Genomic DNA, 26,103 nt, shown 5'->3' on the forward strand with positions numbered 1-26,103 from the left:
GCGGCAGTTCGCTCCGCTCACGCCTCCGACGGGGCGGGCTAATGCCCGACGCGCGGTCGCGCTTGCCTCCGCTTCGCGTCGGTGAGGCTCTCCCAATTGTGGTCAGTTTCGAACCGGGGCGTAGCCGAGGCAAGGCCGACCGGCCGCCGCGCCTTATTGGCGCGATAGCCAAGGGCGCGGATGCGCCCGCCCGGCGCTTGAGGTTAACAAACAATCATTTCACCCGGGTCCAGTTCTGTCCCTGACAGATGAAGGCGACACAGCCTTTCATCTTCAGACTGTTGGCCGAGTTCAGGCTGACTTCCGAACGATAGGTTCTACCGGATTTCGGATCATAGACCTTGCCGCGCCAGATATCGCCATCGGGTTTGAACCCGGTCAAAATCGCCATGCCGAGCAAGGTGCGGCTGCGCAGGCTTTTGTCGGGATTGTTGACATCCTTCTGCCCCACTCCGTTTGGCGGCCGCACCAGATATTTATGGATGCGGCCACAGACGCTGGCGCCGCATTTTGAAATCTTGATGATGGCATCGCGGTCTTGCGTGATCCATTCACCCTGGATCGAATCCGCGGCCTGTACCGGAGCGGCAACCGTCAGGGCGGCAAAGGCCAGTCCTGCCGCTAACATACCGGCGTTCCGTTTAGGCATGATCAAGCTCCCCGGCGATATCTCCGATTTTCGGGATATCTCTATAAATCGTCGAGCTTTGCTAGCTTGTCCCGGGTTACGCCAATCTGAACGCGCCGGAACAACTTGCCCTCTTCGGCCCAGAACACAAAGGCCAGCGACGCGATGCCGCAGACCATGAAGCCCGTGGCGAGCGGCAAGACCGTGCCGTCAAATTGCAGCCCGATCGCTGCACCGATCATCGCCGAGAGGCCGGAACGGGAAAAATTCTGGAAGGAGGAAGCCACGCCGGCCGTCTTGCCGAACGGCTGCATGGCGATGGAACTGAAATTCGCGCCGGTGAAACCGACCATTGCCATCGAGGGCACCAGTACCGCTGTGAACGACCACAGATTGAGCATGTCAGCCTCTGCGAGAATGAAATGGACGATCGATACGAAGATGAAAAAGATCAGCGCGGATTGCGAGACCCGGCGTGCGCCAAAGCGCATGACGATCCGCGAATTGGTGAAACTGGCGATCGACATCGCGCCGGCGCTCAAGGCGAAAATAAAGGCAAAAATATCGCCGGCATCGAATATGTCGAAAAATATCTGCTGTGCCGAGGCGATATAGGCGAAAAGCGGGGCCATCATCAGGCCGCTGGCGATGACATGGCCAAAGCTGTTGCGGTTGAAGATCACATTATACCAGGCCGATGCAACGGATTTGAACCGGATCGGCGTCTTGTCGTCGGGATGCAGGGTCTCGGGCAAGCGGCTGCTCACCCATAGAAAGGTCGCCAGGCCCGCGGTAGCCAGAACCAGAAATATCGCCTTCCAGGGCGCAACATGCAGGACCATCTGCCCGACCAGCGGCGCCGTGATCGGGACGATCATGAACACCATCATGATGGTGGACATCGACCGCGCCATGGCGTCGCCGTCATACCGGTCCCGGATGATGCTGTTTGCCAGCACACCCATTGCCGAGGCGGCCAGCCCCTGGATGAAACGGCCGATCAGCAGTAACTGATAATCCCAGGCAAGCGCGCATAATATGGCAAATATGGTGTAGATGGAGATGGTCACCAGAAGCACAGGCTTGCGACCGTATCGGTCCGCCAGCGACCCGTACAGGATCGAGCCGATCGCCATGCCGTAAATATAGGATGTTATCGTCCATTGCCGGTCATTGACGCTGGGGAGGGAAAAGTCGTCGGAGATCAGCCCCAGGGCTGGCAGCATGATATCGATCGCCAGCGCGTTCAGCGACATCAGGCTGGCCATCATGATGACAAGTTCGGTGCGACCTATGGGGAAGGGGAGAGCTTTGCGTTGCACCGGTGGCCTATGGCAAGAACAGGCGGTTGTGGCTATAGTGTAAATGAACAGCCCGAGCCTTTGCCGGGCTCTGCCAACGGGGGAAAAGGGAATGCCAAAGCCATGGTTGCCAAAGCTTGTGCTGGTCATGGCGACGCTGGCCGGCACGACCGCTTCACAGGCAGAATCCGCGGCTGCCGGGACCAGCTGCGCTTCTGCCTCGGGCGATATCTGGGGCGACGGCCAGCCGGATATCGCGCGGGAAGAGGTTGATGGCGAACGAATAGAATCTCTCGCCGATTTTTCGTATATGACCGAACGCCGGATAGCGGATGTGACCTTCATCAGGGGCGGCCGGTTTTCCGGCTGGGATTTCAGCGGAATGTCGCTGCCCGGCATATGCTTTGAGGAAAGCGATCTGTCAGGCGCCAATTTCGCGGGCGCGCTGGCACCGGGGGCGGGCTTCATCAAGGCCGATCTGAGCGGTGCGAACATGAACGGCGTGCATATGTCCGGCGTCCTGTTCCGCAACGCCGGTCTGAAAAATGTCACGGCGAAGGGTGCCGATTTCTCCGATGGTCATTTTGACGGTGGCTGGTTCGAGGGAAGCGTCGAGGGCTGGGATCTCGATGGCGCCGATATGTCAGGCTTCACCTTCGCCTGCGGGATAACGGTGCCGGATGGCTGTCCGGTCTATCAGGGCGGCGCGAAGATGACGGCCAGGGGTGCGGATTTCACCGATGCCACGCTGCACAGCTTTGGTCTGCATGCTGTCGACCTGGCCGGCGCCAGAATCGACGGGACGATTATCGGACCCCGCCAATTGCCCTATCTGGCGAAAAGCGATTTTGACGGCGCGGTGATCCTGCGCGGGGGCGAATATGATGCGAGCCTGACCAGCGAAGAAGCAAAGCAGCTATTGGCCGGAAATGTGGCGGAGGAGACGGCACAAACGCACCCGTCCTTCGACTGCGGCAAGGCGGCCAGCAAGGTGGAGCGCGAAATCTGCGGCGAATATGCCGATGATCTGCGCGCGGCGGATCGGGCGATTGCAGACCTGTACAAGCGGGCGAAGGCCAAGGATGCCGGTGTGCAGAACAGCCAGCGGGCCTGGCTGAAACAGCGCAATCTTTGCGACGCGGCGGAATATCCCGGAGATTGCATCCGGGAAAGCTACAGCACGCGGAAAGGGCAATTGCTTGGCCTGCTGGGCGAGCAGGACTGGCTGGATCGCGGCGAGGCGGCGTTGTTTGTCGACGATCTGCTGCCCTTGCCCGCTGCCATGGCCGGGTCGGATCTGTTCGGCAAAATTGCACCGGTTCTGATCGGTGCCTCTATGACCGAGATATTGATCGAGCGCGGCGATGACGGGCTCTATGCGATCAAGGGGAATGCAGTGGGTGCCAATGCGCATTTGTGCAGCATCTACGCCTCCCATCTCTATCTCGACAATTCATCCGGCTGGTATATCCCGGTGTCCGAAGGGGCGGCGAATCCGGTCTTCCGGATTTTTGGAAACCGGCTGGAAATATTTGCAGGAGGCCATCCGGATTATGAAAAACATCCCGAAGCGGCAGATATCATGAGTTGCGGGATGCGCGCCGGTTTCGGCGAGACGATCCGCGCCAATGTCAGTGACGCGCTGATCGAACGCTATCGGAAATCGCTGAACGAGGACATGTAGCTTCTCCCCAAGCGGCAAAACAGACGCTAGACTTAGGCCATGTCCGACTCCGCTCCAGACCTGCTCCAGCGCAAGATCATCCATATCGATATGGATGCCTTTTTTGCCAGCGTCGAGCAGCGGGATTTTCCCGAGCTGCGTGGCAAGCCGGTGGCAGTGGGCGGCTCGTCGAAGCGGGGGGTGGTGGCGGCGGCCTCTTATGAAGCGCGCAAATTTGGCGTACGCTCGGCCATGGCGTCGGTCACCGCCAAACGGCGCTGCCCCGATCTGATTTTCGTCAAGCACCGGTTCGAGGTCTATCGCGAGGTGTCTCAGCAGATCCGGGCGATCTTCCGCATGCACAGCGATCTGGTCGAGCCGCTGTCGCTGGATGAAGCTTATATCGATGTGACAGAGGACAAGATGGGGATCGGCAATGCGACAAGAATCGCCGAGATGATTCGCGCCGAAATCAAAAAGCAGACCGGTCTCACCGCCAGCGCCGGGGTCAGCTATAACAAGTTCATTGCCAAGATCGCCTCGGACCAGAACAAGCCCGACGGCATTTGCGTGATCAAGCCCCATCAGGGCGCGGATTTTGTTGCCGGGCTGCCGGTGCGGCGCTTTTACGGGGTTGGCCCGAAGACGGCGGAGCGGATGGCGAAGCTCGACATCCACACCGGCGCCGATCTGCGCGCGCAATCGCAGGATTTCCTGAGTCGGCATTTCGGCAAGTCGGCGGGCTATCTGTTTCGCGCCTCGCGCGGCGTCGATCATCGCGAAGTGCGGTCAAACCGTATCCGCAAGTCGGTCGGTGGAGAGCGGACCTATGGCGACGATCTGGTCAGCGACAGCGACATGCACGACGCCTTCGAGACGATCATCGATATCGTCTGGAACAGCATCGAGAAATGCGAGGTGCGCGGACGGACGGTGACGCTGAAGGCGAAATATGCCGACTTCCGGCAGGTGACGCGTTCCCACTCGGTGGATCATTATGTCGCGGACAAGAATGAATTTGCGCGCATCGGGCGGGACTTGCTGGCGAGTATCATGCCGGTGGAAAATGGGGTGCGGCTGCTCGGACTGACGCTGGCCAATCTGGAAGGCGCGGAAGCGAACGCAGTGGAACCGCCCGACGACAGTGAGCAGGCAGCGTTCGAATTTTAGCGGGGGCAAGAGCGAGGTGCTCCGCGCTTGACGCGGAGTTCTGCTTCACAACGCGCGCTCTTGCCTCCCGGGACTCCGCGGGAGACGCGCGGCACAATATGACAGGTTCTTGTCGCCATGGCTCCGCGTCAAGCGCGGAGCACGATCACGCGCAGGACACGGGTGGTCAGACACACATTTCTTCGTAGATCGGGCTGACATCGCCATGCCCCTCGCCGTTGCAGAGGTTTAGCCTTGCCATAAATTATACCCTGCAATACATAGTAACAATGTTAAGCAAGGCACCATGATGGAAACGCAAGCACATATTGAGTCGAAATGGGATGCCCAGCTCCGCAAGGGAACGCTGGAGCTGGTCATTTTGGCGATATTGAAAGAGCGGCGGCTTTATGGCCTCGAGCTGCTCGGCCAGCTGCAATCGCTCGAGACAACGGCGATAACCGAAGGGACTTTATACCCCCTACTGGACCGGCTGAAACGGGACGGCCTTGTCGATGCCCATTGGCAGCAAGAGGGCGAAACAAGGCCTCGCAAATATTACAAGCTCACCATGAAGGGCGAGGAGAAGCTGGCCGATCTGACGATCCGCTGGCGCAAATCCATCGAAGATATTGAAACCTTATTGAACAATCCCGGGCCGGGACCGATCCGCCCGAAAGGAGACTGATATGTCAGACCGCGAGATGATCCACGATTACCTGCAATCGCTGATGCGCTTCCTGTCCCGCCTCGACCAGGAAGATGCCGATGACGTGCTGCGCGAAATCGAGAGCCATATCTATGATGTAATGGAAATGCGGGAAGAAAACGGTCAAATGATCGATGCTTCGGCCATATTGGAAGGCTTCGGCCAGCCGCGCGATCTCGCCAGCCAATATGTCGACCATATTTTGAAGGGTGCTCCGCCGCCCAGCGGCTTCAAGGCAATCCAGCGGGTGAAACGGGGCGCAACGAGCGGACTGCGCTACGCGACCGCTCTGGTCGGCTATGTCACGGCTGCGACCCTGATCATTATCGGTCTTTACAAGCTGGTCGATCCCGATGCGGTCGGCTTCTGGGCGAATGAATCGGGGGAATCCGTTGTGATCGGCGCTTTGTCGGAAGTTCCGGCGGGTACGCACGAGCTAATGGGATGGTGGCTGACGCCGGTCGCGGTCCTGTTGGGCATCGGCGCGGCTTTTCTGACCAGCAGGCTGCTCGGGGTTTTGAAACTGAAGAGCTGAGTTCTGGCCGTTCGTAGTGCGTCGGCCACCGAGCGGGTGTGGGCCTGTGCTCCGCACTTGATGCGGAGCTCTGCATTACAAAGAACGCTTTTTGCCTTCAGGGCTCCGCGTCGAGCGCGGAGCACAAATCTATGCGACGCGCAGTGAGGGTGTTCAGAAACTCATCTCGTCATAGATCCGGCTGACATCGCCGTTCCATTCGCCATGATAGCGGTCGAGCAATTGTGCTGCCGGTGACTTGCCCTTGGCGACGACTTCGCGGAGTGGATCGAGGAAGCCGCTTTCATTGTCGCCGCTGGTGTTGAGACGGTTGCGCGCAGTGAGGCCAGCCGACGATATGTCGAGGATTTCCAAGGCCAGGTCTTTCAGCGTCTGGCCATTGGGAATCGGTGTATCGAGCCCGAGCTTGGGCACGCCGTTGCGCAGTGCTTCGCGTTCTTCCATGGTCCAGCCCTTGACCCGGTCCCATGCGGCATCGAGCGCCGTCTGGTCATAGAGCAGGCCGACCCAGAATGCGGGCAGGGCGCAGATGCGGTTCCACGGGCCGCCATCGGCGCCGCGCATCTCGAGGAAGCTTTTCAGGCGTACTTCGGGGAAGGCGGTCGAAAGATGGTCGTTCCAGTCGGACATGGTCGGTTTCTCGCACGGCAGGACCGAAAGATTGCCCTTCAGGAAATCGCGGAAGCTGAGGCCCGCAGCGTCAATATATTTGCCGTCGCGGAAGACGAAATACATCGGCACATCGAGCATATATTCGGCGTAGCGTTCGTAGCCGAAGCCGTCCTCGAATACGAAGGGCAGCATGCCGGTGCGGTGCGGATCGGTGTCCGACCAGATATGGCTGCGGAAGCTCTGGTAGCCATTGGGCTTGCCTTCGGTGAAGGGCGAATTGGCGAATAATGCGGTGGCCAGCGGTTGCAGCGCCAGCCCGACGCGGAATTTCTGCGCCATATCGGCTTCGCTGGCATAGTCGAGATTGACCTGGATCGTACAGGTGCGCAGCATCATGTCGAGGCCGAGATTGCCGACGCGCGGCATATGGTCGAGCATGATCTGGTAGCGGCCCTTGGGCATGATCGGCAGTTCGGCGCGGGTCTTGTCGGGCCACATGCCCATGCCGAGAAAGCCGGTACCGGTCTTCTCGCCGATGGCTTTGACCTGCTGCAAATGGCGGCCGGTTTCGTTGCAGGTTTCGTGCAGATTTTCCAGCGGTGCGCCGGACAGTTCCAGCTGGCCGGCTGGCTCGAGGCTGATCGCGCCGTCGCTGCCGGACATGGCGATAACCTTGCCGCCTTCTTCAACCGGTTTCCAGCCGAATTCCTGCATGGCGAGGAGCAGGTCCCTGATGCCGCCGGGTTCGTCATAGCTCGGCGCGTGATGGTCGGTGGTGGAATAGACGAATTTCTCGTGCTCGGTGCCGATCCGCCAGCGGTCCTTGGCCTTCTCGCCTCCGACCATGGGTTCGACCAGCTGGCCGATATTCTCGATCACAGGATCGTTGCTGTCTGAAACCTGTCTAGTGCTCATCATCCAGCCTTAGAAAATGATCGGTGGCTAGGCCACTGAAAAAAATACTGATCCGCTGAAAGCTATTGTTGCTTGTCAGAGCAACCAGCTGACGGCGGCGAAACCGCCGACGAACAATATGCCGACCACTGTGGTGGCGAACGCGAAATTCTTGTCGATCCAGATTTTCATCGGCGGCCCGAAAAAGCGCAGCAGCGCCGCAACCAGAAAGAAGCGCGCCGAACGGGCGATAATCGCCGCGCCGACCAGGATATGCAGCGGCATTGCGGTGCTGCCCGCGGCGATGGTGATCACCTTGAACGGCAGCGGCGTGAAGCCGGCGAGCAGCACCACGATCCAGCCCTGTTCGTTGAAATTCTGCGCAAAAATATCGAATTTCTCGGTCACGCCGTAAAATTCGAGAATCGGCATGCCGACGGTTTCAAAGACGAAATAGCCGATGGCATAGCCGAGCAGCGCCCCGAGCACCGAGGCGACGGTGCAGATCAGGGCATACCACCAGGATTTTTCGGGCTTTGCCAGACACATGGGCGCGAGCATGACGTCCGGCGGGATCGGGAAGAAGCTGGATTCGGCAAAGCTGATCCCGGCGAGCCATTTCGGGGCTTGCCGGTGGGCTGCCTTGTCGAGCATCCATTCGTAGAGTTTCTTGAGCATTATTTTTTAGACCTCAATCGCCGGGCGGGCGCATCCGCCTGCTTGGCTTTCCTCGCATAAGCTCGGGCGCGCGGTCGCGCTTGCCTCACTTCGCTCGGTTTTCCGGTCATGATACCGAGCGTAGCGAGGCAAGGCCGCTACAGAAAGTAGATGGCGTCCGCCGCGCCTTATTGGCGCGAAAGCCACGGGCGCGGATGCGCCCGCCCGGCGCCTGAGGTGCAAAGAACACTCCATCTAGTGACCGGGTGCGCCGGTGATTTCCTCGAGCAGCTCTTTTGGCGTCTCGCGGCCATGGTCGGTGCCGGCGGAGCGATTGCCTTTTGCCAGGGCGAAGACGACGCCGGAGAGCGCCAGCAGGCCGATGATATTGGGCAGGGTCATTGCGGCATTGGAAATGTCGCCGAGACGCCAGACCAGCTGCAGCGGCGCGAAGGAGCCGACGAAGATCACCACGCACCACAATATCCGCCAGATGATGTGCAGGGTTTTCTCGCCCTTCAGGCTGGACCCCGGCAGACGGTCATAGAGATAGGTGATCGCCCGCTCGCCATAATAGCTCCAGGTGAGCAATGTGGTGAAGACGAACAGGATCAGCGCCACCGACACCACCAAAGTACCGACGGGAATGCCGAAGACCAGATAGGGGAAGGCCGCTGCATAAGCGCCGGAGGTCATGGCAAAGCCCTGCAGATCCGATTGCCAGGCATGTTCTACCGCTTGGGTGACGCCATTGGCGTCGGTGAAGGTGAAGTCACCGGCCACGGTGAGCATGACCAATGCGGTCATCGTGCAGATGACGACCGTATCAATGAAGGTTCCCATCATCGCGAAACGGCCCTGTGCGGCCGGATCATTGGTCTGCGCGACGGCATGGGCGATCGGCGTCGAACCCTGTCCCGCTTCGTTGGAGAACAGTCCGCGCGCGACACCGGCGCGGATCGCCATGATGATCGCCGCGCCGAGGAAGCCGCCGCTGGCCGACTGGACGTTGAACGCGCCGTCGAAAATACGGCCGAAGGTTTCCGGCAGATAGGGCAGGTTGATCAGCAGGGCAGCCATTGCCATCAGCAGATAGGCACCGGCCATCCATGGGACGATGGTTTCGGCAACCTTGCCGATCGACTTGATGCCGCCGATAATCACCGCGAATACGGCAACCGCCGCCACGGCGCCGCCGATCCATTCGGGAATGCCGAACAGTTCATTGGCGCTGTCACCAAGACTGTTGGCCTGGATGCCGTTGCCGGTGACCAGCGCGGAAAACAGCGTGCCAAGGCAGAACAGAACCGCCAGCCACGTCCATTTCGGTCCCAGACCGATGGAAATATAGGTCATCGGGCCACCGCGATAGGTGCCGTCAGCAGCCTGTGAACGGAAGCGCACGGCCAGAGAGCCTTCAGCAAAGGCCAGCGCCATGCCGAACAGGGCCGTCACCCACATCCAGAAAATTGCGCCGGGTCCGCCGAGCGTGATCGCGGTGGCAACGCCAGCGAGATTGCCGGTGCCAACTTGGCCGGAAAGCGCTGTCGACAGCGCTGCAAATGGAGAAATTTCGCCAGCGCCCTTGTTGTCCGACTTTTTGAACAAGCCTGCCAGTGCGGGGAAAAGACGGCGCAGCGGATAGCCGCGCAGACCGATCATGAAATAGATGCCGGCACCGAGCAGGATCACCACCATCGGCGGGATTGGCAGGATTTCCACCCCGGCCCAGCTGCCGCCCCATATGAAATCCGACACATTGGTGATCGGCTCGATCGCCGCTTCGAGACCTGAAACAGGTGCTGTACTCACAAAACTTCTCCCCGATGGCGCGCATTGGCGCATATTCTATCCCGTGCGGCAGGATTAGCAGGCGGAGGCTTTTTGGCAAATGCTTTTGCCATCTTGGCGGCAGAGCCTATGCTGGATGAAAATCGCAAAACAGCATGGAGATGAAATGATGCACAGCCTTTGGGTGAAGAAAGATGACCTCGCGCAATCGCAATGGCGGGAAAGCGCCGCGCCGTCGCTCGCCGACGGGCAAATATTGCTGGCGGTCGAAAAATACGCCCTGACGGCCAATAATATCACTTATGCCGTGGTCGGCGACGGGTTCGGCTACTGGAATTTCTTCCCCACCGGCGATGCGGAATGGGGCATTGTTCCGGTCTGGGGCTTCGCGAAGGTCGTAGCCTCGGAAAATACCGATATCGCGGTGGGCGAGCGGGTCTACGGCTATCTGCCGATGGCCAGCCATTTGCTGGTCACGCCGGCCAATGTGCAGGACGGCGGCTTCGTCGACGGGGCCGAACACCGGCAGGGACTGGCCATCATTTACAATCAATATCAGCGGCTGGGATCGGACGCGGGCGCGCATGAAGCGGAACGGGCGATTTTCCAGCCTCTGTTTACCACCAGTTTCCTGATCGAGCATTTCATGCGGTCGAACGACTGGTTCGGGGCCAAAGCCCTGCTGATGACCAGCGCGTCGTCAAAAACCTCGCTGGCTCTGGCGATGGTCGCCCGCAGCCTCAGTCCCGAAATCCGGCGCATCGGCCTGACCTCGGCAGGAAACAAGGCTTTCGTCGAGACATCCGGCCTCTATGACGCGGTCCTCACCTATGACAATCTGGCGGAAGCCGACACGGCGACCCCGACCGTTTCGGTTGACTTTGCCGGCAACAGCAAGCTGCTCGGTGCCATCCACAGCCACTGGGGGGACCAGTTGAAATTCAGCTCGCTGGTCGGCGCGACCCATATTTCAGCGCGCGGCGGCGGCGAGGAATTGCAGGGACCGAAGCCGGAGCTTTTCTTTGCCCCGACCGCGGCCGAAAGCCTGATGAAGGAAATCGGACCGGTGGCGTTTCGCGAGCGGGTCGACGCGCAATTTTCCGCCTTTGTGTCGGGCGCCAGCGACTATTTGCAGATCGAGGATCTGAAAGGGCGAGATGCGCTGCAATCCGCCTATCTCTCGATGCTGGCCAATGAAGTCGATCCCAGCCGCGGCCTGATGTGCCATCTGGCCTAGGGCCGAGATGACTTGATTGTCGGGCAATATGGCAGGATAACGGTCCCGATCGGGTCGCACCGATGGAGGGCAAAGCGTGGCTGAACCAACAGGACTGCCGGATTTGGGAAGCCATGTGCTGTTTCAGCATGTGACACCGGAAGCCCTGAACGCGCTGCAGTCGGTCTCGGTTGTGAAGCGGATCGCCGGCGGAGAAGCTCTGGTCCGGCAGGGGGACGCCGCCGACGCGCTCTATTTTGTCGAATCCGGCCGGTTCCGGGTGGTGGTCAACCAGACCCGGATCGTTGCCCATATCGAAAGCGGGGAAGCGGTCGGGGAACTGGCTTTTTTCGCTGGCGGGAAGCGCACCGCCGATGTCGTCGCGATGCGCGATTCGAGCGTGCTGGAAGTATCCCGGCGCGCCTTTGACGATATCGCCCGCGCGCATCCCGAACTATATGCAGCCATGCTGAAGCTGGTGTCCGAACGGCTGGCGGTTGCGACCGCGCGGACCGCGTCGATAACCGCGAAAAATCCCCGGGTGATCGCGATGCTGCCCGCCGGGACCAGCCAGCTGCCGGACGGTTTTCTGGCGCGCATGGCGGAGGCTTTCACGGGTGTTGTCCGGACGGAAACGCCGGTGGTGCCGGTCGATAGAGCGACGAGCGAGGCCGCCGATGCGCATGAATATCAGGCCTGGCTGGCGGAACAGGAGGCGAAGGGCGCCTATATCCTGATCGACGGCAGCGGGCCGGAGGACTGGGGGCAGATGGTCTGCCGCAACGCCGATGCGCTGGTGATGGTGGCGCGGCCCGGACAGGCGGATCCCGAAACCAATGCGATGGAAAAAGCGGCGATGGACTGGATCGCCGAGCCGCAGCGCACCTTGCTGTTGCTCCGCGCGAACGCCGGCAAGACGATCAGCCACAGCGGCGACTGGATCGATCCGCGCGCGCCAAAGCTGCACCATCATGTCGCGCTCGACCATGATGCGGATTTTGCCAAGGTCGCCCGCTTCCTGACCGGTCGGGCCATCGGCGTGGTGCTGGCCGGTGGCGGCGCGCTGGGCTGCGCCCATCTCGGCGTGATCAAGGCCTTGCGGCAGGCGGCCATCCCGATCGACTTTATCGGCGGTGCCAGCGCCGGGGCGGCGATGGGCGGCGCGATCGCGCGCGGCATGTCGGTGGACGAGACGCTCGACCAGATGGAGGCGATGTTCATCCACGCCAAAGCCATGAAACGCCTCACCCTGCCGATCTACTCGCTGCTCGATCCGACGGTGTTCGACAGCGAATTGCGGACCCGGTACGGCACGAAGGATATTGCCGACCAGCCGATCAACTTCTTTGGCGTCTCGACCAACCTGTCGACCAACGGCCTGCATATCCACCGGCGCGGACCATTATGGGAATGCGTGCGGGCCTCGGGCTCGCTGCCGACCATATTGCCGCCGTTCATCGATGGCGAGGGCAATATCCTGGTCGATGGCGGGGTGCTCGACAATGTGCCGGTCAGGATCATGCACGGGCTGAAGGCCGGCCCGAATATGGTGGTGTCGCTGGGCGATCCGAACGAGGTCTGGCGGACCGAGGCGCATTATGACGATATCCGCGGGCGCTGGAGCCTGCTGCGCGATGTGATCCTGCGCCGAAAGCAGACGGTGCAATTTCCGTCGATTGTCGAGATCATGTCGCGTTCGATGGTGGTGGCCAGCCGGATGGCGTCAAAGGAAATGCTCGGCGAACAGGACATATTGGTCAATCCGCCGATCATCGCTGATATGCAGATCCTGGACTGGCACCTTGGCCGGAAACTGGCGGAAATGGCTGCAGAATATATTGGTGAGCAGGTCATTCCCAAGCTTGACCTTGGGATATAATTTACCAAATAGGTAAATAATTCTTGACATCGTCACGCTGTTTAGGTACATATCAGGAACATCGCGAAATTGTGATTCGGGCCAACCGGCTCTGAACGTCTCCGCCAATCCAGGCGGGGCCGTTCTGACCGGGCGGCCCTTTTTTATGTCCGGACGGTTCGCGTCGATCCGGCACGGAGTATATTATGCCAAGATCAATAGTCAGGGGATGTTATGACAACCGGCGCAAGCTGAAATTTCTGAAAGAGCTCGCGATCAGCTCGCATGTGGCGAATTCGGCGAAGGCCGCCGGTGTTGCTGTATCGACAGTATATAGCTGGCGTGAGCGGGATCCGGAGTTTTTCCAGCAATGGATGCGTTCGCTAGCCGCCGGTTACGAACTGCTTGAAATGGATATGCTCAACCGCGCTCGCAACGGAGTGGAACAACCGGTTTTTCACGACGGAGAGCAGGTCGCGACGGTCAGGCACTATAATGACGGTATCGGCGTCAAACTGCTGCTGGCACACAAGCAGATGGTGGCGCTGACCCGGGCGATCGAAGAGGATATCAACCCGGATCAGGTGCGTATCGATCTTGATCGCAAGCTGGGGGATATGCGGATGAAGCTGCTGCGCCGGCGGGCGCTGGCCGAAGGAGAGGGAAAGCCGGCGACGTCCGACAATGATGAATGATATCTCCGAGGCGGAGCTATTTGCCCAATTGACGGCGCGGGAACGCAATGCGTTTTTCTCCTCTTTGAGTACGCAAGAGCAGCAGGAATTTCTGTACCGCTGGGATTTCTGGGCGCGGCCAGGACAGCGGCCGCCCGAAGGTGACTGGTCGGTCTGGCTGATCATGGCGGGGCGCGGTTTCGGCAAGACCCGGGCCGGAGCGGAATGGGTGCGGAGCATCGCCGAGGGTGATGGCAGCGCCCGGTTTGCGCTGGTCGGGGCCAATTATGCCGAAACCCGTTCGGTGATGGTCGAAGGAGAAAGCGGATTATTGTCGATCGCGCCACCCAAGCAGCGGCCGGTGTGGGAACCGTCGCTGAAGCGACTGACCTGGGACAATGGCGCGCAGGCGCATCTCTATTCTGCCGCCGAACCGGAGGGGCTGCGCGGACCGCAGCACAGCCATGGCTGGTGTGACGAGATTGCCAAATGGATGAACAATGCCGGGCAGGCGGAAGCGGCCTGGGACAATCTGAAAATGGGTTTGCGCCTCGGCTTCCGGCCGCAACTGGTGGCGACCACAACGCCGCGTCCGGTGGCTTTGGTGCGGGCGCTGGTGAGCGGGGACATTGCTGTCAGTAAGGGCCGGACGCTGGATAATGATCTGCATCTGCCGGTGGCTTTTCTCACCGCGATGACGGCGGATTATGGTGGCACGAGGCTGGGGCGGCAGGAACTGGATGGCGAGTTGATCGAGGATGTCGAGGGCGCGCTGTGGACAAGGGCGATGATTGAGGGATGTCGGGTTTCTAGCAACGCCGTTCGTGTCGAGCGAAGTCGAGACACATTGGATAGCGCGAACCGGTCTCTCGACTGCGCTCGAGACGAACGGGAGACTGGTTTTGCCCGCATCGTCATCGGCGTTGATCCGCCGGCCTCGAAAAATGGCGACGCCTGCGGGATTATTGTCGCGGGACTCGGCGCAGACGGCAAAGCCTATGTGCTGGCCGACTGCAGCGTGGAAAGGGTCAGTCCCGAAACATGGGCGCGCAAGGTGGCGGATGCGGCGGACCGTTTCGATGCCGACCGTGTCATTGCCGAAGCCAATCAGGGCGGGGCGATGGTCAAATCTGTACTGCAGGCGGTGAAGATTTCGCTGCCGGTGAAACTGGTCCACGCCTCGCGCGGCAAGGTTGCAAGGGCGGAACCGGTGGCCGCGCTTTATGAAAATGGGCGGGTGCATCATGCCGGCGCGTTTCCAGAGCTCGAAGACGAGATGTGCGGCCTGCTGGTCGGCGGCGGCTATGAAGGCCCAGGCCGTTCGCCGGACCGGGCCGATGCTCTGGTCTGGGCTTTGACGGAGTTGATGTTGGGGAAGGCGCGGGAGCCGCGGGTGCGGTAGTAATGCCCGCTGAGTGTTATGTGCTCCGCACTCAATGCGGAGCCCTCTCGGTGTTCAGTTCCTAGCCTCCAGAGCTCCGCATTGAGTGCGGAGCACATCTTTGTGTTATCAAGGAAGGTATATATGACATTCTGGGAAAATATCGCGCTCGCCTTCAAGGGCGGGGGTGGACCATCGCGGCCGCCTTTGGGGCGGTCTTATATCGGCACCTATGGTGGCGCGGCTCTTTCAGGGGACGCGCCCTTTTCCTATGAGGGCCGGGTGCGTGAGGCTTATGTTGAGAATGCCATTGCCCAGCGAGCAGTGCGGATTGTCGCGGAGGGTGTGGGCGGCGCGCCGTTGTTGCCGCTGGATGACAAGGTCGTGGCGCTGGTCGGTGGACCGGGCACGAGCCAGTCCTTGCTGGAGACCATTGCCGCGCATCTGTTGCTCCATGGCAATGCTTATGTGCAGGTGATCCGCGGCGACCAGAATCAGCCGGCGGAACTTTATGCGCTGCGCCCCGACCGGATCACCGTCGAACCCGATGCCAAGGGCTGGCCGGTCGCCTATAATTACCGTGCTGGCGAACATCGGACGCGCTTTGCCGCGCGGGATGCAATGGGTCGTCCGGCGATCATTCACCTCAAGGGCTTCCACCCGACCGATGACCATTATGGACATGGTTGCCTTGGCGCGGCGGCGAAAGCGGTGGCGGTGCATAATGCGGCGGCGAAGTGGAACAAGGCGATATTGGACAATGCGGCGCGGCCATCGGGCGCTTTGGTCTATGATCCGGGTGCCGATGGGTCGGCGCTGACCGGGGAGCAGTTCGACCGGCTGAAGGCCGAAATGGATGCGAGCTTTGCCGGTTCCGGAAATGCCGGGCGGCCGATGCTGCTCGAGGGCGGTCTGAAATGGCAGTCGATGAGCATGACCCCTGCGGACATGGATTTTGTCGCGTTGAAAGAGGCGGCGGCGCGGGAGATTGCGCTCGCTTTTGGCGTGCCGCCGATGTTGCTCGGTTTGCCTGGCGATAATAGTTACGCCAATTATCGCGAGGCCAACCGGGCGCTGTGGCGGCTGACGATCTTGCCGCTGGCGGGGAAGATATTGGACGGGCTGTCGGGGGCGCTGGGTGCGTGGTGGCCGGATGCGAAGCTGGCGGTGGATCGCGACCAGATCCCGGCGCTGTCGGAGGATCGCGAGCGGCTGTGGAAGCAGGTGTGCGAGGCGGATTTTCTGTCGCCGGAAGAGAAACGGGCGATGCTGGGGGTGTAATTTTGTCTCGCGGCAGTTCGCTGCGCGAACGCCTCCGACGGGGCGGGCTTTCGCCCGGCGCGCGGTCGCGCTTGCCTCGGCTTCGCTCGGTAGCAGGACATCAACCGAGCGTAGCGAGGCAAGGCCGACTGGCCGCCGCGCCTTATTGGCGCGAAAGCCAAGGGCGCGGATGCGGCCGCCCGGCGTTTGAGGTTAAAACGGAGTTTTATACAAAATGCAAAACAACGAAATGCTCGCCCGCCTGATGGCGCAGGCGGAAGGCGATGGTGCCGATCTGGTGACGCTGCGCGCGATTGTCGAGGAGGCGACGGACAGCGGCGCGGTGCGGGTGCTCGACCGGTTGGGGCTGTCTGATCCCGGTGCCGAGGATGATATTGATGAATTGCGCGAGCTGCTTCGCGCCTGGCGCGACGCGAAGGCGAGCGCGTGGAAAGCGGCGATCCGCTGGATAATTCGCGGAGCGCTGGCACTGCTGCTGGTCGGCATCGCGATGCGCTTGGGTCTGGGACACCTGATATCGTGAAGAAACTGGATCAAATAGGTCCCTTCCCTGAAGGGGATGGGCCAAGAGATATTCGCTTCGCCGGCTATGCCGCGATCTTCAACCGGATCGACAAGGGCGGCGATATCATCCGGCCGGGAGCGTTCGGCGATCTGGCGGACGGGCAATCCTTGCCGTTGCTCTGGCAACATGATCCGCGCCAGCAGATCGGCCGCGTCGACTATGTGCGCGAGGACCGGCGCGGACTGCGGGTGATCGGGACCATATCGACCGCGACGCGGGCGGGGCGGGATGCGGTGGCCGGTCTGGCGAGCGGCGCTCTCGGGGGGTTGAGTTTCGGCTATCGGGTGAACCGTTCCTCCGGTCAGAAGCCGCGCGAGCTTCTGGATCTCGACGTAGCAGAAATTTCGCTGGTGACATTTCCGATGCAGGGACTGGCGCAGGTTCACCGGGTTGAACGAGATGCCGATTTATCTTGATCGTGTCCTTCTCAAGAGTATTAGTAATGCAATACACTGCGGAGAAAGATATATGAAAGCCCTTTTTGCGACCCTGCTGGCGCTTTGCTTTGCGGCTCAGCCGGCTCTGGCGGCGGACACCACCGGTCAAGCGCCTGAACCCGTGCGGGTCATGGTGCTGGGTGTCTATCATTTTGCCAATCCCGGAGCCGATCTGAACAATGCCAAGGTTGATGATGTGCTGACACCGCAGCGGCAAAAGGAGCTTGAGGCTCTGGCCGAGACCTTGAAGACATTCCAACCCACTGTTGTCGCGGTCGAAGCGTCGGCCGAGCCGCCTTATGCGGATACAGGCTATAGTGGTTTCAAACCGGAGGATCTGACCAAGGAACGCAACGAGGTGGTGCAAATGGGTTATCGGGTCGCCCATGCCGCCGGCATTGAAAGAGTCTATGCGATTGATGAACAGCCGTCAGAGGGAGAACCGGACTATTTTCCCTATGGCAGCGTCCAGCAACAGGCCGAGGAAACCGGCGAGGCCGAACGCCTCAAGATCATGTCGGATTTCGGTGCGATGATGGCCAGGTTTGAAGAGGAGCAGAAGAGCAAGTCCATTCCCGAGTTGCTCATGTTCTGGAATGGCGACACACTGCCGGACGATTTCTACTGGAACATCATGACCATCGGGCAGGGCGAAAAACAGACGGGCGCCGAGCTCGCGGCCTACTGGTTTATGCGCAACGCGAAAATATTCAACAAGCTGGTGCAGGTGACCCAGCCGGGTGACCGGGTAATCCTGATCTTTGGCAGCGGCCACCGGGCCTGGCTGCGCGAAATGGTCGAGAAAACACAAGGCTACGAGCTGGAGCCGGTGATGCCCTATTTGCAGCAGGCTGCTGGCGCCCTGTCCGAATAGAGCCGGACAATTTGAAAACCCCGAGCCGCCCCTCACCGGGCGGCTTTTTTATTGCCCACAGGAAAGGAAAGACATGACAGATTCTCCCCAATTCGAAACCAAGGCCGACCCGCTTGAAGCGTCCTTTGACGCGGTGCTGATGGCCGAAGATGTCGCCAGCCAGAGCGACCAGATCAAATCGCTGCGCACCGATGTCGATGGCCTGAAGGTGCAGATGAGCGATATTTCGAAGGCTTCGGCCCGGCCTGTGCTGGCCGGAAACATCGATGGTGCGAAGGGAATGCCCTCTTCGGCGGCCGCGCAGGATTTTGTCGCCAAATATCTCCGGCGCGGAGACCAGAGCGGTGTCGAGCTGAAAAGCTTTTCCGGTGCCTCCGGACCCGAGGGCGGTTTTGCCGTGCCGCAGGAAATTGATGCGCTGATCGGGGCGACGCTCAAGGATATCTCGCCAATACGCTCCATCGCAACGGTCGTGCAGACCGGCACGGCGGGCTATCGCAAGCTGGTGACCACCGGCGGCACGCCCTCCGGCTGGGTCAGCGAAACGGCAGGGCGTCCGGAAACCGATACGCCGGATTTCAACGAGATCGCGCCGCCGAGCGGTGAGCTGTACGCCAATCCGGCAGCCTCTCAGGCGATGCTTGATGATGCGGCTTTTGACGTCGAATCCTGGCTGGCGGACGAAATTGCCCGCGAATTTGCCCAGGCGGAAGGCGCCGCCTTTGTCGGTGGCTCCGGCGTCAACCAGCCGCGCGGCTTTCTCAACGCGACGGTGACCGACGAGAGTGATGACGTGCGGGCGTTCGGGTCTTTGCAATATGTGCCGTCGGGCGCGTCTGGCAGTTTCGACAGCGAAGATGTGCTGGTCGATCTGGTCCACACGCTGCGTCCCGCCTACCGGCAGGGCGCATCCTTCGTGATGAACAGCTCGACGCTGGCGCATATTCGCAAGTTCAAGACGGCGGACGGTGCCTTTCTGTGGCAGCCTTCGCTCGCCAGTGGCCAGCCCGCGACCCTGCTCGGCTATCCGGTGGTCGAGGCGGAAGACATGCCCGATATCGCGGCGGACAGCCTGTCGATTGCCTTCGGTAATTTCCGCGCCGGCTATCTGATCGCCGAACGCAGCGCGACCAGCATCTTGCGCGATCCGTTCACCAACAAGCCGTTTGTCCATTTCTACGCGACCAAGCGGGTTGGCGGACAGATCATGAATTCGGAAGCGATCAAGCTGATGCAGTTCAGCGCTTCCTGACCCCTTGCTGCGCTTCGGCGCAGCGCGCCCGTGCCGGTTGCTCCCCCTCTCGTTCCGGCGCGGGCGCATATTTCTAAACCCAAGTGAAAGGATGCCGCGACCGTGAGCTTCCCCATTGCAGACTGGCCGGACCTACCGGCAGCGCTGATCGCAGAGGTCAGGGATTTTGTCCGGATTGATCATCAGGCCGATGATGCCGCCATCGACGCGTTTCTGCGCAGCGCGGCGTCCTTGTGCGAGGATTTTACCGGGCAGATGCTGATTGTCCGGTCGGTGACAGATATGTTGCCGGCGCGGCGTGAGTGGAAGAAGCTGAAGCGTCTGCCGGTGCAGTCGATTGTTTCGGTCGAGGCGGTGGGCGCGGACGGGATCGCGGCGGCGTTTGCGGTCGAGGACTATGCGCTCGACATCGACAGCGACGGTATCGGCTGGATCAGGCTGCACCGGAGTGATGGCGGCTCCCGGGTCCGCGTGACCTATAACGCCGGTCTGGCGACAGATTGGGATGAACTGCCCGCGAGCCTGCGCCAGGGGATCGTGCGGATGGCGGGCTATCTCTACGCCAATCGCGACGGTGTCGATGCGGGCGGCCCGCCGAGTGCGGTGACCGCTTTGTGGCGACCCTTTCGCCGGATGAGGATCGGGTGATGGGACAGGAATTTTCCGGCATTTTGCGCGAACGCATATCGATTGAACGGCAGAGTGTCGGGCGCGATGCGCTGGGCTCGGCCGAACCGCAATATCTTACCGTGGGCGTCTTCTGGGCGGCTGCCGAAGCCTTGCACGGCGGAACGGCCAGCGAAGCGGAGAGCCGCTCGGCGATGCCGCGCTGGCGGTTTACCTTGCGCGAAACCCAGGTGATCAAGCCGGGCGACCGGCTGGTCTGGGGGGACCGGATAATGACCGTTTCAAGCGTGATTCTGGAGCACCGTCTGGTCCCGAAAACCATATTGCAGGCGGAAGAGACAAGATGATGGAAAAATTGCAGAAGCGCGGGGAGGCGATTGCCGAACAGCGGCTGGCTCGCGCCAAATCCGAGATCAAATCTGTGCTTGTGGAAGAGTTGCCTGCCGATGTGCGGGTTACAGAAACTGGCGAAGGAGTGCGGGTGGAAGCCCGGCGGCTGAAACAGCGGCTGATCGGGAATAGCAGCCTGCGCGATGTCGCTTTTCTGATGCGGGCCGTACGATGAGCAGCGCGCTGGAAGCGGTACAGCAGCAGCTGGTGACGCAGCTGAACGGGCATGGGCCATTGATGGATTTGATCAGCGGCATATTTGACGGGCCGCCGCCGCGTGCCGAATTTCCCTATATCGCGCTGGCCACCGGGGCCTCGCTCGACTGGAGCCACAAGGGCGGTGTCGGCCGCGAGTTGAGCCTTGCGCTGACCGTCCACGATGACGGCGAGACGGCGGCGCGCCTGCACCGGGTGATGGCGCTGGTCGAGGAGGCGCTCGAGCCGGGACTGGATGATCCGGCTAGCTGGCAGATCGTCACTTTTGATTTCCGTCGCACGCGTGTTCTGCGCAGCGCGGTCAGCCCGTGGAGCGGGCTAGTCGAATATCGGGCGAGGGTTTTGAGGACGTAGTGCCCCTGCGCAGGCAGGGAGATGTTTCTATTTTAACCTCAGGCGCCGGGCGGGCGCATCCGCGCCCTTGGCTTTCGCGCCGTATGGCGCGGCGGACGCCATTAGTTTTTTGGCGCCCTTGCCTCGCTGCGCTCGGTTAGAAACTTACCACCAGAGGGAGCACCAAACCGACGCGCAGCGGAGGCAAGCGCGACCGCGCGCCGGGCGAAAGCCCGCCCCGTTGGAGGCGTTCGCGTAGCGAACTGCCGCGAGACAAAAGAAATACAACAGGAAGGAACCAGAATATGGCAGCAGAAAAAGGCAGCGCCTTTCTCCTGAAAATCGGCGATGGCGAGAGCCCCGTCAGCTACACGACCATCGCGGGTCTGCGGACCACACAGATGTCGATCAATGGCGAACCGGTAGCGATCACCAGTAAGGACAGCGGCGGCTGGCGGCAGTTGCTGTCGGGTGCGGGAGTTCGGTCTGTGTCCGTGTCAGGGGCTGGCGTGTTCACCGGCTCGGACGCGGAGATGCGGATCAAGAATCATGCGCTGGGCGGCATCATCGACGCCTATGAACTCAGCTTCGAGGGCGGCGAGCGGATGCAGGGCGATTTTCTCGTCGCGCGGCTGGATTATAGCGGCGATTATAACGGCGAGCGCAGTTACACGCTGAGCTTGGAAAGCTCCGGAGCGGTCGCCAGTGTCTGAGCGGCGCGCCAACGCCCTGCGCGGCGAGGCAGAGATTGTGATTGAGGGCACGCGCTTGATCCTGCGGCCCCGCTTTGCCGCCCTGGTCGCGGCCGAGGATGAGCTGGGATCGCTGTTCGAACTGGTTGAACGGGCCGCTAATGGACGGCTTTTGTTGTCGGAAATCGTCACGCTGTTCTGGCATGTTGCGCGCGATCGACCCGCGCAATTGACCCGCGACCAGCTGGGCGAGGGGATGATGAAGCTGGGGCTGGCCGGGGTGACGCCGGCGCTAAAGATCCTGCTGAAGCAGATATTGTCGGGCGGCGATGCGTGAGGCGTGTCCCCGCGAAGGCGGGGATCCATCTCCCATTGGTTCGGCAGACGATCTGTTCCAAGATGGACCCCCGCCTTCGCGGGGGCACAATGATTTTTCATCTTCGGCACAAAGATTATCCGGCACAGTCTCCGCCGTCTTCGGCTGGACACCCGACCAGTTCTGGCACGCGACGCCCGCCGAATTGGCAACCATATTTTCGGTCTTCGCCGGCAGCGGGCCCGGTCAGGCTCCACTCGGCTCCGAACAATTTGAAAAACTGAAAAAGGCTTTCCCCGATGGATGAAGAAATCGAACGGCTGGTGGTCAGCGTGCGCGCCGATACCGCCGGTTTTGCCAAGGATGTGGCCGATATGAAAGGGCAGCTTGAGGGTCCCTTTGCGTCAGGTCTCGAGCGGGCAGGGGCGGTGCTGGAGAATACCCTTAGCCGCGCCATTCGTCGTGGCTCCCTGGATTTTGAGGATCTGCGCCGCTTCGCCCTTTCGGTTATGAACGATATTGCCAGCGCCGCGATCAACAATGGTTTGTCAGGTCTTTTTGGCGGTGGTTCGTCCGGTTCTGGCGGCGGCCTGCTCAACTTGGGAACATCCCTGCTGAGCGCCTTTCTCGGAGCGCCGGGGCGGGCGACGGGCGGTCCGGTAACGGGCGGCCGCGCCTATATGGTCGGAGAGCGCGGGCCCGAGCTGTTCGTACCGACGGCAGCGGGGCGGATCGAACCGCCGGTGGCGGCCCGCGCTGCCCCCGATATCCGGCTTACGATCAATATCTCCGACAATGGCCAGGGCAGCGCGCCCGACCAGATGCGTCGTTCGAGCCGGCAGGTGGCGCGCGCGGTGCGCAATGTGCTGAGCGCAAAGGCGGGTTGATATGGGATTCTGGCTCGCCGAGAAAAGAACCGGGCAGCGGAGCAGCTACATCCAGCGCTTAGATCCCCGTTTCTGGACGATCAATTTCCCGCGCCCGATGATGGCATCCGTGGTTTCGACCGCGGCGGACGCGCTGCGCGTGGATGCAGTTTTCTACAATAGTGATGATCTCGCCGGGCTGATCTGGGAGAGCGAAGATACGCTCGACCATCCGCTGCTCGCTTATGAAACGGAGCGCGACTATTCGCGGCTCAAATGGGAGTTCCGCTGGCGGTCTTCGGGGATCATGCCGCTCGATGCGGTCGACGGCCCGACGCTGACGATCGAGGGGCGGGATGCGGCGGGTGATCCCAAATCCTGGTATGTCCGGCTGTGGAACTATGCCAGCGGCACGCCGACCGATGCGCAGATTTCGATAGAATTTTCCAAGGTCGAAGGCGGATTTCTGCTGCCGGGAGAGGCCGATCCGGTCTTTCCTGAAGATATCGACCGGCTGTTCATTTCGATCATTCCGCCGGACTATGACGAGCTGGGCACGCGCTATGCCAAGCCGAAAATCGGCTGGGTCGAAATGAGTGCGATCCGGACCGATGGCCAGGGCGCGGTGCTGGAAGTCGGCGATATCATGGTGCCGGAAAATGGTCTGTCGATGGCCACCGCCTATGATGACAGTTTCAACCAGACGCCGGAACGCCTGCTGCGGATGACGCGCGCTTTGGGTTATCGCGGGTCGATCAATCACTATCTGGGGATGAGTCATTATTTCCGGCTCGAAACGATTGGCGAGGGGCTTTATGTCAGCCTTTCGGCGCCGCAACCGGGCGAAGAATTTGCCGCGATCAACCAGCCGGCAACGGTCTGGCACCGCGACCTGATAACCCGCGCGGAAGCGATGGGCTTCTCGGTGATCCTCTCGCTGTCCTACGAGCTGCTCGACGCGCATTGCTGGAGCGACTGGAAGCAGCGGGCGGAGAATGGGGATCCGGCGCTGACCGGCTGGGAGCCGCCATCGACCTTGCTGTCGCCAGCCAATGGCGATGCAATGAACTATCTGCAGGCCGTCGCGCGGGCCTTTATCGCCATTGCCCGGGATGCGGGCGCGGCGATCCGCTTCCAGGTTGGCGAGCCATGGTGGTGGATCATGCCGGACAAGCGTATTTGTCTCTATGACGATGCGGCCAGCGCGGCCTTTGGTGAAAATTCGGTCAGCATTGCCAGTATCGACGGACCGAAGACCGCGGCGCAAAATGCCATGCTGGATCAGGCCGGCGCGATATTGGCGGCGTCGACCGCCGCTCTGCTGGATGCGGTGAAAGACGAAGCGGGGGCGACGCCGGTGGAGACCCTGTTGCTGGCCTATTTGCCGACGATTCTGGACGAGCAGGCTCCCGAGGCCAAGCGGGCCAACCTGCCCGTGGGCTGGGCATATCCCGCTTTCGATATATTGCAGCTGGAAGATTATGACTGGGTGATTGCCGGCAATCGCTCTGCCACCAGAAGCGGGATCGAACTGGCGACCCAGAGGCTGGGCTATCCGGTCGAACAGCAGCAATATTTCTCCGGCTTCGTTTTGCAACCGGCGGACCGGTTCATCTGGAGCCATATGGTGGACGCCATTGCTGACGCGCATGCGAGAGGCACGGCTGATATTTTCATCTGGGCGCTGCCGCAGGTGGTGCGGGACGGATTCACCTATTTTCAGGAAGAGGAGGAGGATGTGAACGCCTTCGATGACGTGCAATTCCCGCTCGCAATTGGCCAGGGGGCCAGCGTGTCGCCGGGTTTTTCCACCAATATCGTGACGACCATTTCCGGTCACGAGAAACGCAACAGCGACTGGGCCGATGCGCGGCTGGAATTTGATGTTGGACCTGGTGTCCGCAGTGAAGACGAATTGCGGATATTGATCGCTTTCTTCCGCGCGCGCCGGGGAGCGGCGAAAGCCTTTCGTTTCCGTGATCCCTATGACCATAGCTCGCATGACATGGTCGGGGAACCGGCGCCGACCGACCAGTATCTCGGCAAGGGGGATAGCCAGCGGACAGCATTTCCGCTGGTAAAAAATTACGGCGATCCCGCCGAAGAGCCGCAGCAAAGGCGGATCACCCGCCCCGACCCGGAAACGCTGCAGGTAGCCGTCAATGGCCAGACTGCCGGCGGATGGTCCCTCGGGCAGGCGGGAACCGTCGTCTTCGACAGTCCGCCCGCCGACAATAGCGATATTACCGCCGGTTTCCTGTTCGATGTGCCGGTGCGGTTCGAAAGCGACCAGCTGACCGTGAACCACGCGACCTTCCTCGCCGGCGATATTCCCGAAGTGCTGCTCGTCGAGGTACGGGAACCGTCATGAGTCTCGACTGGCTGGACCGGGAGGTCACGACCAGCGCCTATCTCTGGCGACTGGAGCGTGCGGACGGCGTCGCGCTCGGCTTTGCCTCTCATGACCGGGATCTTGTCATCGACGGGTTTCGCTATCGCGCGGCCCCGGGGATGGTGCCCTCTTCGATCGCGCTGTCCGACAGTCTCGACATCGACAATGTTGAAATTGCGGGTGTGATGGCGAGCGCTGCGATAGCGGAGGCGGATCTTGACGCAGGGCGCTGGGACGGCGCGCTGCTCTATATTGCGCTGGTCGACTGGCAGCAGCCGGAGGCCGAGCCACTGCCGCTGATTTGCGGCGAATTTGGAGAGATCGTGCGGTCGGGCGACAGTTTCACGGTCGAGATGCTGGGCGCGACTTCCTTTCTCGACGAGCCGATAGCCCCGCTGACATCACCCACCTGCCGCGCCGAATTTGGTGACCGCCAGTGCAAGCTCAGCCTGCACCGCTATCAGCGGGAGGGCCGGATATTGGCGGTGGACGGTGACGCAGTTACAATCGAGGCACTCGGGGATGCCGCATCCGATTTTGCGTTTGGTTCCCTGCGTTTTCTGAACGGCCCGAATTGCGGGCTAAGCTATGCGATAGTCGACGGGGAGGCGGGCGTCGTGCGGTTGGCAGACCGGCCCGCCCAGTCCGTTGATCCAGGCACAAACATTCTGCTCACCGAAGGCTGTAACAAGAATTTCGCAACCTGCCGTGACCGTTTTGGCAACAGCATCAATTTTCGCGGCGAGCCTTATCTGCCGGGCAATGATCTGCTGACGAGATATCCCGGCGCATGA

The 26,103-nt window shown here is 61.0% G+C and carries 28 protein-coding genes; 23 read left to right on the forward strand and 5 right to left on the reverse strand.

The window, feature by feature from the left end; translation table 11 throughout:
* Positions 1-214: 214 nt before the first annotated feature.
* Together CHN51_RS08685 and CHN51_RS08690 are read right to left on the reverse strand one after the other, a co-directional pair.
* The gene (locus CHN51_RS08685; protein WP_240616923.1) at positions 215-649 is read right to left on the reverse strand and encodes a DUF2147 domain-containing protein; all 435 of its coding nucleotides are present in this window, start codon (positions 647-649) and stop codon (positions 215-217) included.
* 41 nt (positions 650-690) lie between these two features.
* Positions 691-1,899, reverse strand: coding sequence for a multidrug effflux MFS transporter (locus CHN51_RS08690; protein WP_240616924.1), 1,209 nt, complete (start codon positions 1,897-1,899; stop codon positions 691-693).
* A gap of 142 nt (positions 1,900-2,041) precedes the next feature.
* On the opposite strand from CHN51_RS08690, the gene CHN51_RS08695 reads away from it, so the two are divergent.
* From CHN51_RS08695 to CHN51_RS08710, 4 genes are all read left to right on the forward strand, one after another.
* The gene (locus CHN51_RS08695; protein WP_164089062.1) at positions 2,042-3,613 is read left to right on the forward strand and encodes a pentapeptide repeat-containing protein; all 1,572 of its coding nucleotides are present in this window, start codon (positions 2,042-2,044) and stop codon (positions 3,611-3,613) included.
* A 39-nt stretch (positions 3,614-3,652) separates the two neighbouring features.
* A complete protein-coding gene (dinB, locus tag CHN51_RS08700) occupies positions 3,653-4,762 on the forward strand; it encodes a DNA polymerase IV (protein ID WP_100093663.1) in 1,110 nt (369 codons plus the stop codon).
* Positions 4,763-5,048: 286 nt separating this feature from the next.
* A complete protein-coding gene (locus CHN51_RS08705; RefSeq protein ID WP_100093664.1) occupies positions 5,049-5,429 on the forward strand; it encodes a PadR family transcriptional regulator in 381 nt (126 codons plus the stop codon).
* 1 nt (position 5,430) lies between these two features.
* The gene (locus tag CHN51_RS08710; protein WP_100093665.1) at positions 5,431-5,985 is read left to right on the forward strand and encodes a hypothetical protein; all 555 of its coding nucleotides are present in this window, start codon (positions 5,431-5,433) and stop codon (positions 5,983-5,985) included.
* Between the two features lie 153 nt (positions 5,986-6,138).
* Here CHN51_RS08710 and CHN51_RS08715 read toward each other — a convergent pair whose 3' ends face one another.
* The 3 genes from CHN51_RS08715 to CHN51_RS08725 form a co-directional block, all read right to left on the reverse strand.
* Positions 6,139-7,512: a glutamate--cysteine ligase gene (locus tag CHN51_RS08715; RefSeq protein ID WP_100093666.1), complete on the reverse strand. Its 1,374-nt coding sequence runs from the start codon at positions 7,510-7,512 to the stop codon at positions 6,139-6,141.
* A 75-nt stretch (positions 7,513-7,587) separates the two neighbouring features.
* Positions 7,588-8,169, reverse strand: a complete 582-nt coding sequence (locus CHN51_RS08720; RefSeq protein ID WP_100093667.1) for a YqaA family protein — start codon at positions 8,167-8,169, stop codon at positions 7,588-7,590.
* 234 nt (positions 8,170-8,403) lie between these two features.
* Positions 8,404-9,960 carry an alanine/glycine:cation symporter family protein gene (locus CHN51_RS08725; RefSeq protein ID WP_240616925.1) on the reverse strand — a complete coding sequence of 519 codons (1,557 nt, stop codon included), beginning with the start codon at positions 9,958-9,960 and terminating at the stop codon, positions 8,404-8,406.
* Between the two features lie 145 nt (positions 9,961-10,105).
* On the opposite strand from CHN51_RS08725, the gene CHN51_RS08730 reads away from it, so the two are divergent.
* The 19 genes from CHN51_RS08730 to CHN51_RS08820 all read left to right on the forward strand — a co-directional run bounded on the left by CHN51_RS08730 (position 10,106) and on the right by CHN51_RS08820 (position 26,103).
* Complete coding sequence (locus CHN51_RS08730; protein ID WP_100095494.1) at positions 10,106-11,176, forward strand: DUF2855 family protein; 1,071 nt, start codon at positions 10,106-10,108, stop codon at positions 11,174-11,176.
* A gap of 76 nt (positions 11,177-11,252) precedes the next feature.
* Positions 11,253-13,034, forward strand: a complete 1,782-nt coding sequence (locus tag CHN51_RS08735) for a cyclic nucleotide-binding and patatin-like phospholipase domain-containing protein (RefSeq protein WP_100093669.1) — start codon at positions 11,253-11,255, stop codon at positions 13,032-13,034.
* 185 nt (positions 13,035-13,219) lie between these two features.
* Positions 13,220-13,708 (forward strand): hypothetical protein, encoded by a 489-nt coding sequence (locus CHN51_RS08740; protein ID WP_100093670.1) that lies wholly within the window; start codon positions 13,220-13,222, stop codon positions 13,706-13,708.
* Positions 13,701-15,089 carry a terminase family protein gene (locus tag CHN51_RS08745; protein ID WP_100093671.1) on the forward strand — a complete coding sequence of 463 codons (1,389 nt, stop codon included), beginning with the start codon at positions 13,701-13,703 and terminating at the stop codon, positions 15,087-15,089. The genes CHN51_RS08740 and CHN51_RS08745 overlap by 8 nt, the downstream gene beginning before the upstream one ends.
* Positions 15,090-15,212: 123 nt before the next feature.
* Positions 15,213-16,349 (forward strand): phage portal protein, encoded by a 1,137-nt coding sequence (locus CHN51_RS08750; RefSeq protein ID WP_100093672.1) that lies wholly within the window; start codon positions 15,213-15,215, stop codon positions 16,347-16,349.
* Between the two features lie 214 nt (positions 16,350-16,563).
* Positions 16,564-16,872: a DUF6127 family protein gene (locus CHN51_RS08755; protein ID WP_100093673.1), complete on the forward strand. Its 309-nt coding sequence runs from the start codon at positions 16,564-16,566 to the stop codon at positions 16,870-16,872.
* Positions 16,869-17,330, forward strand: a complete 462-nt coding sequence (locus tag CHN51_RS08760; RefSeq protein WP_240616926.1) for an HK97 family phage prohead protease — start codon at positions 16,869-16,871, stop codon at positions 17,328-17,330. The genes CHN51_RS08755 and CHN51_RS08760 overlap by 4 nt, the downstream gene beginning before the upstream one ends.
* A gap of 52 nt (positions 17,331-17,382) precedes the next feature.
* Complete coding sequence (locus CHN51_RS08765) at positions 17,383-18,225, forward strand: DUF5694 domain-containing protein (RefSeq protein WP_100093674.1); 843 nt, start codon at positions 17,383-17,385, stop codon at positions 18,223-18,225.
* 139 nt (positions 18,226-18,364) lie between these two features.
* Complete coding sequence (locus tag CHN51_RS08770; RefSeq protein ID WP_240616949.1) at positions 18,365-19,477, forward strand: phage major capsid protein; 1,113 nt, start codon at positions 18,365-18,367, stop codon at positions 19,475-19,477.
* Between the two features lie 102 nt (positions 19,478-19,579).
* Positions 19,580-20,125 (forward strand): hypothetical protein, encoded by a 546-nt coding sequence (locus CHN51_RS08775; protein ID WP_240616927.1) that lies wholly within the window; start codon positions 19,580-19,582, stop codon positions 20,123-20,125.
* Positions 20,125-20,451: a head-tail adaptor protein gene (locus CHN51_RS08780; protein WP_100093676.1), complete on the forward strand. Its 327-nt coding sequence runs from the start codon at positions 20,125-20,127 to the stop codon at positions 20,449-20,451. The genes CHN51_RS08775 and CHN51_RS08780 overlap by 1 nt, the downstream gene beginning before the upstream one ends.
* Positions 20,448-20,669, forward strand: coding sequence for a hypothetical protein (locus CHN51_RS08785; RefSeq protein WP_100093677.1), 222 nt, complete (start codon positions 20,448-20,450; stop codon positions 20,667-20,669). Before CHN51_RS08780 ends, CHN51_RS08785 begins: the two co-directional genes overlap by 4 nt.
* The gene (locus CHN51_RS08790; protein ID WP_100093678.1) at positions 20,666-21,064 is read left to right on the forward strand and encodes a DUF3168 domain-containing protein; all 399 of its coding nucleotides are present in this window, start codon (positions 20,666-20,668) and stop codon (positions 21,062-21,064) included. The genes CHN51_RS08785 and CHN51_RS08790 overlap by 4 nt, the downstream gene beginning before the upstream one ends.
* 284 nt (positions 21,065-21,348) lie before the next feature.
* A complete protein-coding gene (locus CHN51_RS08795; RefSeq protein WP_100093679.1) occupies positions 21,349-21,756 on the forward strand; it encodes a phage tail protein in 408 nt (135 codons plus the stop codon).
* On the forward strand, positions 21,749-22,072 hold the full coding sequence (locus CHN51_RS08800; RefSeq protein WP_100093680.1) for a gene transfer agent family protein: 324 nt from the start codon (positions 21,749-21,751) through the stop codon (positions 22,070-22,072). The genes CHN51_RS08795 and CHN51_RS08800 overlap by 8 nt, the downstream gene beginning before the upstream one ends.
* Positions 22,065-22,358: a phage tail assembly chaperone gene (locus CHN51_RS08805; RefSeq protein ID WP_100093681.1), complete on the forward strand. Its 294-nt coding sequence runs from the start codon at positions 22,065-22,067 to the stop codon at positions 22,356-22,358. The genes CHN51_RS08800 and CHN51_RS08805 overlap by 8 nt, the downstream gene beginning before the upstream one ends.
* Positions 22,351-22,938 carry a tail tape measure protein gene (locus CHN51_RS08810; protein WP_100093682.1) on the forward strand — a complete coding sequence of 196 codons (588 nt, stop codon included), beginning with the start codon at positions 22,351-22,353 and terminating at the stop codon, positions 22,936-22,938. The genes CHN51_RS08805 and CHN51_RS08810 overlap by 8 nt, the downstream gene beginning before the upstream one ends.
* Position 22,939: 1 nt before the next feature.
* Complete coding sequence (locus CHN51_RS08815; RefSeq protein ID WP_100093683.1) at positions 22,940-25,288, forward strand: DUF2460 domain-containing protein; 2,349 nt, start codon at positions 22,940-22,942, stop codon at positions 25,286-25,288.
* Positions 25,285-26,103, forward strand: coding sequence for a DUF2163 domain-containing protein (locus tag CHN51_RS08820; protein WP_100093684.1), 819 nt, complete (start codon positions 25,285-25,287; stop codon positions 26,101-26,103). Before CHN51_RS08815 ends, CHN51_RS08820 begins: the two co-directional genes overlap by 4 nt.

Origin of the sequence: Sphingorhabdus sp. YGSMI21 (assembly GCF_002776575.1) — a bacterium.
In the GTDB taxonomy this organism is placed as follows: domain Bacteria; phylum Pseudomonadota; class Alphaproteobacteria; order Sphingomonadales; family Sphingomonadaceae; genus Parasphingorhabdus.

Coding starts and splice junctions, on each gene's coding strand:
- CHN51_RS08685 (WP_240616923.1), bottom strand. CDS start 649: ATGCCTAAACGGAACGCCGGTATGTTAGCGGCAGGACTGGCCTTTGCC.
- CHN51_RS08690 (WP_240616924.1), bottom strand. CDS start 1,899: ATGATGGCCAGCCTGATGTCGCTGAACGCGCTGGCGATCGATATCATG.
- CHN51_RS08695 (WP_164089062.1), top strand. CDS start 2,042: ATGCCAAAGCCATGGTTGCCAAAGCTTGTGCTGGTCATGGCGACGCTG.
- dinB (WP_100093663.1), top strand. CDS start 3,653: ATGTCCGACTCCGCTCCAGACCTGCTCCAGCGCAAGATCATCCATATC.
- CHN51_RS08705 (WP_100093664.1), top strand. CDS start 5,049: ATGATGGAAACGCAAGCACATATTGAGTCGAAATGGGATGCCCAGCTC.
- CHN51_RS08710 (WP_100093665.1), top strand. CDS start 5,431: ATGTCAGACCGCGAGATGATCCACGATTACCTGCAATCGCTGATGCGC.
- CHN51_RS08715 (WP_100093666.1), bottom strand. CDS start 7,512: ATGAGCACTAGACAGGTTTCAGACAGCAACGATCCTGTGATCGAGAAT.
- CHN51_RS08720 (WP_100093667.1), bottom strand. CDS start 8,169: ATGCTCAAGAAACTCTACGAATGGATGCTCGACAAGGCAGCCCACCGG.
- CHN51_RS08730 (WP_100095494.1), top strand. CDS start 10,106: ATGATGCACAGCCTTTGGGTGAAGAAAGATGACCTCGCGCAATCGCAA.
- CHN51_RS08740 (WP_100093670.1), top strand. CDS start 13,220: ATGCCAAGATCAATAGTCAGGGGATGTTATGACAACCGGCGCAAGCTG.
- CHN51_RS08745 (WP_100093671.1), top strand. CDS start 13,701: ATGAATGATATCTCCGAGGCGGAGCTATTTGCCCAATTGACGGCGCGG.
- CHN51_RS08750 (WP_100093672.1), top strand. CDS start 15,213: ATGACATTCTGGGAAAATATCGCGCTCGCCTTCAAGGGCGGGGGTGGA.
- CHN51_RS08755 (WP_100093673.1), top strand. CDS start 16,564: ATGCAAAACAACGAAATGCTCGCCCGCCTGATGGCGCAGGCGGAAGGC.
- CHN51_RS08765 (WP_100093674.1), top strand. CDS start 17,383: ATGAAAGCCCTTTTTGCGACCCTGCTGGCGCTTTGCTTTGCGGCTCAG.
- CHN51_RS08770 (WP_240616949.1), top strand. CDS start 18,365: ATGGCCGAAGATGTCGCCAGCCAGAGCGACCAGATCAAATCGCTGCGC.
- CHN51_RS08780 (WP_100093676.1), top strand. CDS start 20,125: ATGGGACAGGAATTTTCCGGCATTTTGCGCGAACGCATATCGATTGAA.
- CHN51_RS08785 (WP_100093677.1), top strand. CDS start 20,448: ATGATGGAAAAATTGCAGAAGCGCGGGGAGGCGATTGCCGAACAGCGG.
- CHN51_RS08790 (WP_100093678.1), top strand. CDS start 20,666: ATGAGCAGCGCGCTGGAAGCGGTACAGCAGCAGCTGGTGACGCAGCTG.
- CHN51_RS08795 (WP_100093679.1), top strand. CDS start 21,349: ATGGCAGCAGAAAAAGGCAGCGCCTTTCTCCTGAAAATCGGCGATGGC.
- CHN51_RS08805 (WP_100093681.1), top strand. CDS start 22,065: ATGCGTGAGGCGTGTCCCCGCGAAGGCGGGGATCCATCTCCCATTGGT.
- CHN51_RS08810 (WP_100093682.1), top strand. CDS start 22,351: ATGGATGAAGAAATCGAACGGCTGGTGGTCAGCGTGCGCGCCGATACC.
- CHN51_RS08815 (WP_100093683.1), top strand. CDS start 22,940: ATGGGATTCTGGCTCGCCGAGAAAAGAACCGGGCAGCGGAGCAGCTAC.
- CHN51_RS08820 (WP_100093684.1), top strand. CDS start 25,285: ATGAGTCTCGACTGGCTGGACCGGGAGGTCACGACCAGCGCCTATCTC.